Origin of the sequence: Nostoc sp. FACHB-892, assembly GCF_014698795.1 — a bacterium.
GTDB lineage: Bacteria > Cyanobacteriota > Cyanobacteriia > Cyanobacteriales > Nostocaceae > Nostoc.
Window position 1 is genome coordinate 87,126 of record NZ_JACJTR010000029.1, and the last position, 9,451, is coordinate 96,576.

The following is a 9,451-nucleotide window of genomic DNA, read 5'->3' on the forward strand; positions in this document are numbered from 1 at the left end:
AAAAAATACCTGGTCCATGTTAAAATATAAGAGGTAAATAAACCAAAACTGATCATCCTGCTTGTTGCTGTTGTAGTGAATGCACCAGCAATTTTTATTATTCCGTGAATAAAGCACAATGAGCAAACTTGGCTAAATGCTCTTAAAAGTATAGTAGACCTCGGTAAATACAGCTACAAATACTTAACTTTTAATACTTTAGCAAAGACTATCAAAGTTATACAGTTAAATTAGTAAGTTTTTTATACACTGAAGCTTAAATAGCATTAGTTAATAGTATCAATTTCAGCCAAAATTATTTTGATTTTCACCAAACTTTATTAGTTTAAAATTTATTAAACTCAGCAGAACGACGATAAAGTAACCAGATAAATAGGGGTGAACCCAGCAACGCAGTGACGGAACCTACTGGTAGTTCTACTGCTCCTAGTCTAGAGAGTAAATCTGCAAAAGTAAGTAACCATGCACCTGCAAGGGCGGAAAGTGGCAAAACAAAGCGATGATCTGTACCAACGATGAGGCGGACACCGTGAGGGACAACAAGACCAACAAATCCAATCAAGCCACTGATGCTGACTGCACCTGCGGCTAATAAAGTGGCTACACCACCAATTAATAGGCGCGATCGCGTCAACGAAACTCCTAAACCCACAGCCAAATCATCGCCCAAAGCTAGCACATTTACCGATCGCGCCAGCAAGCATCCCCCTAGCAATGCAACGATGATGTAAGGGCCAGCCGTCGAAATTTCTTGCCAACCCCGTCCGTTAAGGCTACCAACTAACCAACTGAGCGCAATTTGAATTTGACCATCTTCAGCTAAAAGCAACAATGTACTTTGTACAGCACCTAATAAAGAACTCACCGCCACTCCGCCTAAAATCAACCGCTCAACTGAAATTCCTGACCCCGCACGACCGAGCAAAATAACGATCGCTGAAGTTACAATAGCTCCCATCCACGCTGCTAAAGGAATTGCGATCGGGAATATTTGCCACACAATCATTAGAATCACAATTAATCCAGCACCCGCAGAAATGCCAAGAATAAATGGATCAGCAAGACTATTGCGTAACATTCCTTGCAGTAATGCTCCTGACATTCCCAAAGCTGCGCCGACAATGAGAGCAGCCGTAATGCGCGGGAGACGCAAATCCCAGAGAATTGTCTGTTTAACCGGATCGCCTTGGCGGAGTATGGCTTGCCAAAATTCCGACATACTTAAAGGTACTGCTCCTTGAGAAAGCGATAGCGCGAGCGTTATCACCAGTGCCGCACTCAGGAGTAAAGCAGCCCAAAGTACGCGGTGTTCAGTAAAAATTGTCTGAAATGGTCTATTCAAATTCCGGTCTAGTATTTTCATTAACTATAGTCCGTCCAAAACAAAGCTGCATTTACCTTAAACAGCAATTCATCTCAACACTGACCCTATGAGTTCAGTATTGAGATGAATTGCGCGTAAGGACTTTGAGAGGTTTTGTCCCACTTTTAAGGGAATCTAAGATTTTGAAAACACGCCCTAGTACCGCAAGGCGGAAGTCAAAAGTCAAAAGTCAAAAGTCAAAACGAATACAGCATAGGCGTTTCGTTGATTTGGAATGAGTTGTTTTTTGCCGCCGCGCTGTACTAGACCTGTAATACCTTAAACCACTTATTCAAAACTGTGCTGATGGTTTTCTTTATCTGATGATTACGGCTCCACTTTTGGAATGCCATTTCATACTCTTCGCCTTTGATTTGAAAAGTATTCCAAGCATCCAGCCCTACAGGCAATCCGCAGAATAGCAAAATGTATAGTGACCAAGAAATTCCGCCACCAGTGATTAAATTTAGCAGTATAAAGAAGCCATTGAAAACTGCATAATTCCCTAGACGCTTTTGAAATCTTCTAATGCGGTAAGCATCAAAAGCTTTTCGCTGTTCGACTTGACCTTGTTGTAATAGCCAATCGCGTTCTGCTAACTTTAAAGAATCAGGTGAAATTTCTAACTCAGCAGCAATTTCTAATATCTGCTCATAAGAAAATTCTGTGTCTTTATCGTTAGCTTGACGAGCGATCGCTAATTGCAGAATTTGCTGGACATCTTCTTGGCTATAAGAACGGAGGCTCTTGGGTTCAAATGCCGTCATAATTCTTTCTCTTATATTAGTTTTAATAGAAACTTGCTGCCCGATAAATTTTAAGCAGCTACGCTAGTACTATTTCCATTATCCCTCTTAACATTAGCAAATCTAGATGCTGTTCTGGATTTAATGTATTGGATTTTTAACTTTGAGTAAAACAGTTCATTAATACCAGTTTTCTAAACCCAGCCCGGTAAATATTTTCTCCCGCTTCCATAATGATTACCGTGAGAGTTGCTGTGCTGAGGGTAATCGTACCGGGAAAGTGCCAGTGTTCGTTAGATTTGCCATAATAAAGATTAGGTAAAGCATAGGCAGCAATTCTGGTATCCAGCTTTTCTATTGCTTTTCCTAGCACCCCCATACGGATCGTAGCATCTACAATCAATGGCAGATGAGGGCCATGTTGTTCAATTGCCCCTACTGGCTAGATGATCACCGCATTTTCCTTATCTGGCATTGCCTAGATATCAGCCCAGGTGAGGTAAGGAAAAAACCGTTTTGGTGAAATAAAACTGTGCATATTACTTAAATTGTGCCATTTCTATCTTAGCGGTATTAGTAATTAGTCATTAGTTATTTCTCCTCGCCTCCCCACTCCCCACCAAGTATAAAGACTCTCCAAATATCCGAATATGATCAGATATAGCAGAGCATAATAACGAAGTAACAAGCACTAACTAAACAGTAAGAAGGATGTAAATTCAATGGTTGAAGAAAATGGATCGGTTCGTACCCTATCGGTTGATATTGGCGGTAGTGGGGTTAAAGCTATGGTTTTGGATATTACAGGCAATCCTGTAACGGAAAGGGCGCGTTTAGATACGCCCCAACCTGCTACACCAGAGGTTGTAATTAATGCAATTGTTGTGTTGGCTGCGGCTCAAGGTGAATTTCATCGGGTTTCAGTCGGTTTTCCCGGCGTGGTGCGGCGTGGAGTCACGGAAACAGCGGTAAACCTACATCCAGATTGGATCGGATTTGATTTAGAAACAGTATTATTAAAACACTTAAACAAGCCAGTACGGGTGATTAATGATGCAGATATGCAAGGGTTGGGTGCGATCGCAGGTAAAGGTGTCGAATTGGTGATTACTCTGGGTACAGGGTTTGGTTCAGCTTTATTTGTAGATGGGAAGCTAGTACCAAATATGGAAATGGGACATCACCCGTTTCGCAAAGGAGAGACTTTCGAGCAGCAGTTAGGGCGTGCAGAGTTAGAAAAAATTGGTGAGAAAAGATGGAATAGGCGTTTAGAAAAGGCGATCGCATCTTTGCAACATCTGTTCAATTATGATTATCTCTACATTGGCGGCGGTGAAGCCGTGAGAGTCAATTTCGAGCTACCGTTAAATGTAAAGCTCATCCCTAATATCACTGGTTTATTAGGCGGTATTGCTTTGTGGCGAGATGAAAAAAGGTAAAAATTTCTTCAGCATTCACAACTGAGCGTACTATAGAGATGTCTAAAGGTGGCCTATGACGCTCTCTACTAAACGCTGCACCTAGCTTACTTCCCCGCAGGGGTACGAATACTCGCTATCAGCGTTGCGCTTTTTATTAAGGTACTTGTTTTTTAATACTTAAATTTAGTATAAAAAATAACATAAATTAGATGAGAGAATTGCATAGACATTATATTCAGTGGGTCTATGTAATTTTGTCATGCATTACTCTAAACTCTAGACTGTGCAACAATGTTCTGTAGTTTCATTTTATTGAGTTTGAAATATACGCTTTCCAAAAATACGACGAAGGTTTATGACCCCCTATGAAAGAAGAAAAATTCTCTGTAATTAAAAGTTTATCATTATTGCAAAATGTTGTATTGATCAATACTTAAAAAACTGGCTCTATGAATCCAGTAGTATTTTTACTACCATTCTAAACATGAGAAAATCAGCATATCAAGCGCGATCCAAAGATAAATAGGCAAAATTGGTTGATAGCATTCCCATATGATCATATAGTATGTTAGTGTCTAAACCGTTGATTTAGATACCATATCTTACAAGTTCATGGCTTGGTTAAAGATAAAACAAGTACAAAACTAATGATATTAGTCTGATTATTAGGAGGTGAGCAAATATGATTATGAAAATATTCTCTGAAAAAATTATTAGATGACTTTTTTATTTGGTCAGTATGTACTATCCCAAACAGCAGCAATGTTGTTGGTTAAAAGAAATATTGGTTGAAATAAAATGAACTACAATGACTGAAATTGGCCTGATGATGACGGGCGTGCTAGCAATAAGACAAGCATCTGGGGTCAATTTGCCACAGCAGCAATTAGTTCAGGTGGAAAATGACGCAAAACAGTCAAAACAGAGTCAGTTAGAAATAACTGCTCAAGTCACACCACCTGAATTCATGCAGACAGATGGGATTTCTCAGGCTTCTTCCTCAGCGATCGCACCAGAGAAACAACATATACTTAAGAAAATCAGCAAAAAGAATCCGGGACTAGCTTCTTCTAATTTAGGTGAGTCTAATAAGTATTCTCAGTCTACAGGTCAAGTCCGTACAAAGGCAAAGGCTACAGGACGGTTTCAGAAGTTCAGTAGCCAACCGATGCCGACTCTTTATTTCGGTAGCTCTGGTCTTGCTGTCAGAGTCTTACAACGGCTGTTAGTGTCTAGCGGTTACGCCCTTAGAGTGGATGGGATTTATGGCGCACTGACAGAAACTGCTGTCAAAGCCTTTCAAAATCAACAGAATTTAGCAACGGATGGAATAGTTGGTCAACGAACTTGGCGGGCGTTGACAATTTAACTAGGAGTTGGGAGTTAAAAGTTAGGAAAATTTTTATTTTTATAATTCCTAACTCATAACTCCTCACTCCTAACTTAATTTGATTCTTAACTTATTATCGGTACTTGTGCTGCTCTAATAGTTCTTGCGCTCTTGGCTTGTAAATTAAATAGAACAAAGCCTCAATATAACGCAACAAATCTTCCCGATTCTCCTTCGAAGTAAAGTTCCAGAAACCATAAATCCGAGCTAGTGATAATAGCTTGCTAGTGTGAATCTTCCAAGTGTAGGTGCTGTAAACTCGCTCAATTGCTCGCTTGGAAATTTCACCCCAGTAGTTAGGATTTTGTTCGCATTTAGTGATAAACTCCACTATTTTCGTGGCTGTCTCTTCTAAATTTGTCGGGTTAATCAAAAACCCATTAACCTTATCTTGAATAATCTCCAGTGGACCACCGAACTGTGTGGCAAAAGTTGGTAATCCTGAAACCATCGACTCTAAAATTGTCAACCCAAAAGCTTCAAATAAAGCTGGTTGTACAAAAATTCCTTGATGATCGGCAATGACTCGGTAAATTTCACCAGAATCAGTTTTAGTCAGGCGCACACCCAGCCAACGAATTTTGCCGTGGAGATTGTATTCCTCAATGATTTGGTAGAGTTTGATAATTTCGTCACGTTCTTCGTTGTCGCCTGATTCTTCGACGCGCAATTTACCCGCCACCAAGATTAAATTGCAATGCTCTTGTAATTCTTTACTTTGACCATAACATTCAGCTAAACCTGTGAGATTTTTGATGCGGTCAAGACGCGCCATTGAGAAGAGAGGACGCTTGTTAGGATCATCAAGTTTGCCAAAGATTTGTGTGGGATCTTCTAGAGTAAAGAGTATTTCTGCAAGACGCTGGCGATCGCTTTCTACCCGGTCTTTAGTCCGGGTGTAGGGGAAGTAATTATTTTCGTTTACTCCAGGCGGTACGACGTTAAATTTAGGACTAAATAGTTCAATCCCATTGGTCACATGGTACAACTCCGGCATGGTGAAGCACTTATAAGACTCGTACTGTCCTACACTATCCGGTGTTCCCACAATTTCTTGGTAAGTGCTGCTAATAACAAAATTGGCAGCATTCATCGCCAGCAAATCGGCAGTGAATTGCAAAGAAAAATGATATTTATCCTCTAATTCTTGCCAGTAGAGATTACTGAACAAGTATTTAGATTTTTCCAAAGCATGGGCAACATTACACTGGGTAACTTTCAAACGCCGCGCCAGTAAGAATGCAACTAAGTTACCATCAGTATAGTTTCCAACTATTAAGTCAGGTGTACCTTGAAATTCTGCCCGTAGTTCTTTCTCTGAATCAATGGCGAAAGTTTCTAGATAAGGCCAAAACTCAAACCGGGAAATCCAGTTTTGAGTCATGTTAGGATTAAATTCCCGTAAAGGCACTCGCAAAATCCAGGCATTTTCGGTATCGTGGACTTTTTCTAGCCGTTGATTACAAAGCGTGCCATCACTATTGGGAATCAAGCGGCTGAGAATAATCACCTTTGGCTCGACATTTAATTTCTCTAAACCCGCAAGCATGACATCTTCTTGTAGCTGCTTCTCTAGGCTCTTTGCCTGGTCAAGGACATAAACCACCTGACCGCCAGTATCGGGACGCCCCAACACTCCCTCTTGCCCAAACCAACCGTGAGCTGATACCAAGACGATTCTAAAAATCATCGGGATACGAGAGATGAAGGCTTCTAACGTCTGAGGATCGGCAGAATCAATCAATTCATCGAGAATATTAAGGGTTTCCCGCACGCGCCCTGCGGTGTTACCCCAACCTGGTTCAAAACCCATTGTCTGCAATTGGAAACGGAATTGCTCGTAGGGTTCATCTTCGGGGCGATTGTTAACAAAATCGATAGCTTTCTTAACTTGCTCGGAAAGTTGCTGCTGTGATTGAATGCGATCATTAATCAGCAGTTGGACACCGTTGTAATGATGCAGGCGCAAGAAATTCAATAAGCTATCCAGCAGTTGTTTGGAGTCTTGAAATATTTTGCTGGATAGATAGCGGTTGAGAAACTGTACCCCCTTACCAATATTTTTGGGGTCACGGATGACTGGGGTGTAGTCATAAAATGGGCCGAAGTCCAATTCTAGCAGATCGCCCTCGTTAGGATGAAATTTGTTTACCAAGCGATCGCGCAGATCCAGTAAATCCTGCACCGTCATCGGTTCAATGCTTAAGTCTGATGTCAACCAATAAACTTCTTGGCTGGCAATCTTAGAACGGATGATAAAACAGAAGTTTGATTCCTCCTGAATAATTTCCTGAGTATAGTAAATGAGTTTACCTAACTCAGAGGAAGCGTAAAATTCCTCAGGTTTCTGAGACTTGGAGCAATACTCACCATATACATTAAGTATGTCGTTCCGCAGCAAGTACTTCTTTTCTTGTTGGCGTAATTCACTAAGAAAGGAACGCAAGTCACTTCTTTCTTCACTATCTAAGACTGCTTGAAGCAATTCAGACATGGCAACTCCACTAAATGACGATGTTTGCATTGTTGACTTTTAAGGCAAGACAAATAAGCCTCTACCTTTTGTTAGACTATATATAAACACGAAATCACACAGATAAATTGTATTTATCTGTGTACCTACAAATATCAACTTTTCAGCAGGCACTTAAATCGTGTTCTTCTTTACTTAAAGTATCTATGACTCAGTATTTTTGGCTCTAACTAAAGGAATACAATTTTTATTTCTTTTGATAGATGTTAGTAAACAACTGCATGATAAAACTTGGGGCACAATATGCCACGCCCTCAATTGCTTGCTCTAATCTTTAGAGTATATCACTTATTCGCGTGTATCTGATTATCAGCACACGCATAAGGTTAAGATTGACCTGTCAAGCTCTGTAAAATTTGGAAATTAATAATTTACATAAGATATACGCTATTAAAACATCTATTCAAACATAAACTTTAACAATAGGATGTTATGCTAAACGCTGTTGATAAAGTTCATGTTTAGTAAATCAACTATCAAAATCCGATTTGATTATAGCGGTTCTCGACCCAGTAAAGTACAATTTTGACCTCTCTCCAAACCTCTCTCCTTTTAAGAGAGAGGCTTTGAATTGTTCCCCCTTCCCGAAGCGGGAAAGGGGTTAGGGGGTTAGGTCTATTTGCATACTTGTACCTCACTAGATTGAAAATGGCTATATTGAATTTACTTGATTGGCGAGGGAACAGAAAAGGAAGGATATAGATGTGTACTGATTTTTTCAAAAATCAAATACGAGTTCTATAGGTGTGTTAATAACTTACTTACTGACACAGTTTTGGGGTGAGCGTAGCCCGTTTTAGATATCTATTTGAGTTTGGGAAGCTAGAGCAAACGATAAATGCTGATTTTTTATTAGTTTTTAATACTAATTGCAATTAAGAGTGATTTAAATACATTGTCTCTGCTATTGTTATACTTACTAATGAGACATTTATTAAACTTCAAATAAACATAAGAGATGTACAGCTTAAGACCATTGTAAAGTTCAAAAAAACCTCTATTTTGGATCTGTAATGTATATAAATAATAAATTTCCTACTCATCCTTCATTTCTTCAAGGGCTACGAGTACTCCTTGTAGATAATGATGTCAATTTTTGCAATTCTTTAACAGCGATGTTGCAATCCTATGGTGTGAACGTGCAAGCGACATTTTTAGGAGAGCTTGCTCTGGAAATATTTGTTCAATGGCAACCTGATGTCCTATTGAATGGTATTTCCTCATCAAAGGAGAATGGTTATACTCTGATTCACCAAGTAAGAACACTTACAGGAGAGCGAGGCAAAGCAGTGCCAGCCATCGCTCTGACAGGCGCTGTAACGGAAGATATGTATCAACGTTCTCTCTTAGCTGGGTTTAGTCTATGCTTTGCTAAACCTATAGTTATTGACGATTTTGTTGCTGTGCTTGGCATTTTAGCAATTGCCAATAATCTTCATTTGCGCTGATGCTAACTAGCTCTAATTAGTGTCTAACGATAAAATGTGTGTTTAAACTCAATTAGTTTTACTTTTCAATAGCGGAATCATTGGTATTGCGTTTATTCTAGTTTTATACTTTTTGCCAGTGATTTAGATTCAGGAAAATTAAAATTGTTTATAGTTTATATTTTTTGAATATTCAGATAAATATTTTTTTCATAAATAAAATTAGGGTGCTGTTAAAAAAGTAGCGAAGGTCAAAAAATATATTTTCTTCCTGCCTCCTACTTTTATTTGATAAACCAACTTAAAATATAAACCTTAGTGGCCAAAGTATTGCGGTACTAAACTTCATCCTATGACATCCGATCAACCCTCTGAACAACCTGTATCTGAATCTACCGCTAATGAAGTGTTCGACGTAGAGCAGCAAGACAATAAAGATACTTTATTTCCCATTGTTGGCATTGCCGCCTCTGCGGGTGGATTGGAGGCATTTACGGAGGTACTCAAGCATTTGCTTACCGATACAGGGATGGCATTTGTGCTGATTCAACACTTAGACCCTAACCACAAG

7 protein-coding genes and 1 pseudogene are annotated in these 9,451 nt (G+C 39.5%); 4 read left to right on the top strand and 4 right to left on the bottom strand.

Annotated features, from left to right (window positions below):
- Positions 1 to 325 precede the first annotated feature (325 nt).
- The 3 genes and pseudogenes from H6G96_RS28195 to H6G96_RS28205 form a co-directional block, all read right to left on the bottom strand.
- Entirely contained in the window at positions 326 to 1,363 is a 1,038-nt protein-coding gene (locus H6G96_RS28195) for an iron ABC transporter permease (RefSeq protein ID WP_190915725.1), read from the bottom strand.
- A gap of 263 nt (positions 1,364 to 1,626) precedes the next feature.
- Positions 1,627 to 2,130 (bottom strand): 2TM domain-containing protein, encoded by a 504-nt coding sequence (locus tag H6G96_RS28200; RefSeq protein ID WP_190915727.1) that lies wholly within the window; start codon positions 2,128 to 2,130, stop codon positions 1,627 to 1,629.
- Between the two features lie 154 nt (positions 2,131 to 2,284).
- Positions 2,285 to 2,647 (bottom strand): annotated as a pseudogene (locus H6G96_RS28205) (creatininase family protein); the annotation flags it as partial.
- 184 nt (positions 2,648 to 2,831) lie between these two features.
- On the opposite strand from H6G96_RS28205, the gene H6G96_RS28210 reads away from it, so the two are divergent.
- A complete protein-coding gene (locus tag H6G96_RS28210) occupies positions 2,832 to 3,548 on the top strand; it encodes an ROK family protein (protein ID WP_190915729.1) in 717 nt (238 codons plus the stop codon).
- 790 nt (positions 3,549 to 4,338) lie between these two features.
- Positions 4,339 to 4,899: a peptidoglycan-binding domain-containing protein gene (locus H6G96_RS28215; protein ID WP_190915731.1), complete on the top strand. Its 561-nt coding sequence runs from the start codon at positions 4,339 to 4,341 to the stop codon at positions 4,897 to 4,899.
- A 94-nt stretch (positions 4,900 to 4,993) separates the two neighbouring features.
- Here the strand turns inward: H6G96_RS28215 and H6G96_RS28220 are convergent, their stop codons facing one another.
- Entirely contained in the window at positions 4,994 to 7,414 is a 2,421-nt protein-coding gene (locus H6G96_RS28220) for a sucrose synthase (protein WP_190915734.1), read from the bottom strand.
- 1,052 nt (positions 7,415 to 8,466) lie between these two features.
- Here H6G96_RS28220 and H6G96_RS28225 point away from each other — a divergent pair.
- Both H6G96_RS28225 and H6G96_RS28230 read left to right on the top strand, forming a co-directional pair.
- The gene (locus H6G96_RS28225; RefSeq protein WP_190915736.1) at positions 8,467 to 8,901 is read left to right on the top strand and encodes a response regulator; all 435 of its coding nucleotides are present in this window, start codon (positions 8,467 to 8,469) and stop codon (positions 8,899 to 8,901) included.
- A gap of 331 nt (positions 8,902 to 9,232) precedes the next feature.
- Positions 9,233 to 9,451: chemotaxis protein CheB (locus H6G96_RS28230; RefSeq protein ID WP_190915738.1), on the top strand; the 219-nt coding region annotated here is incomplete at its 3' end.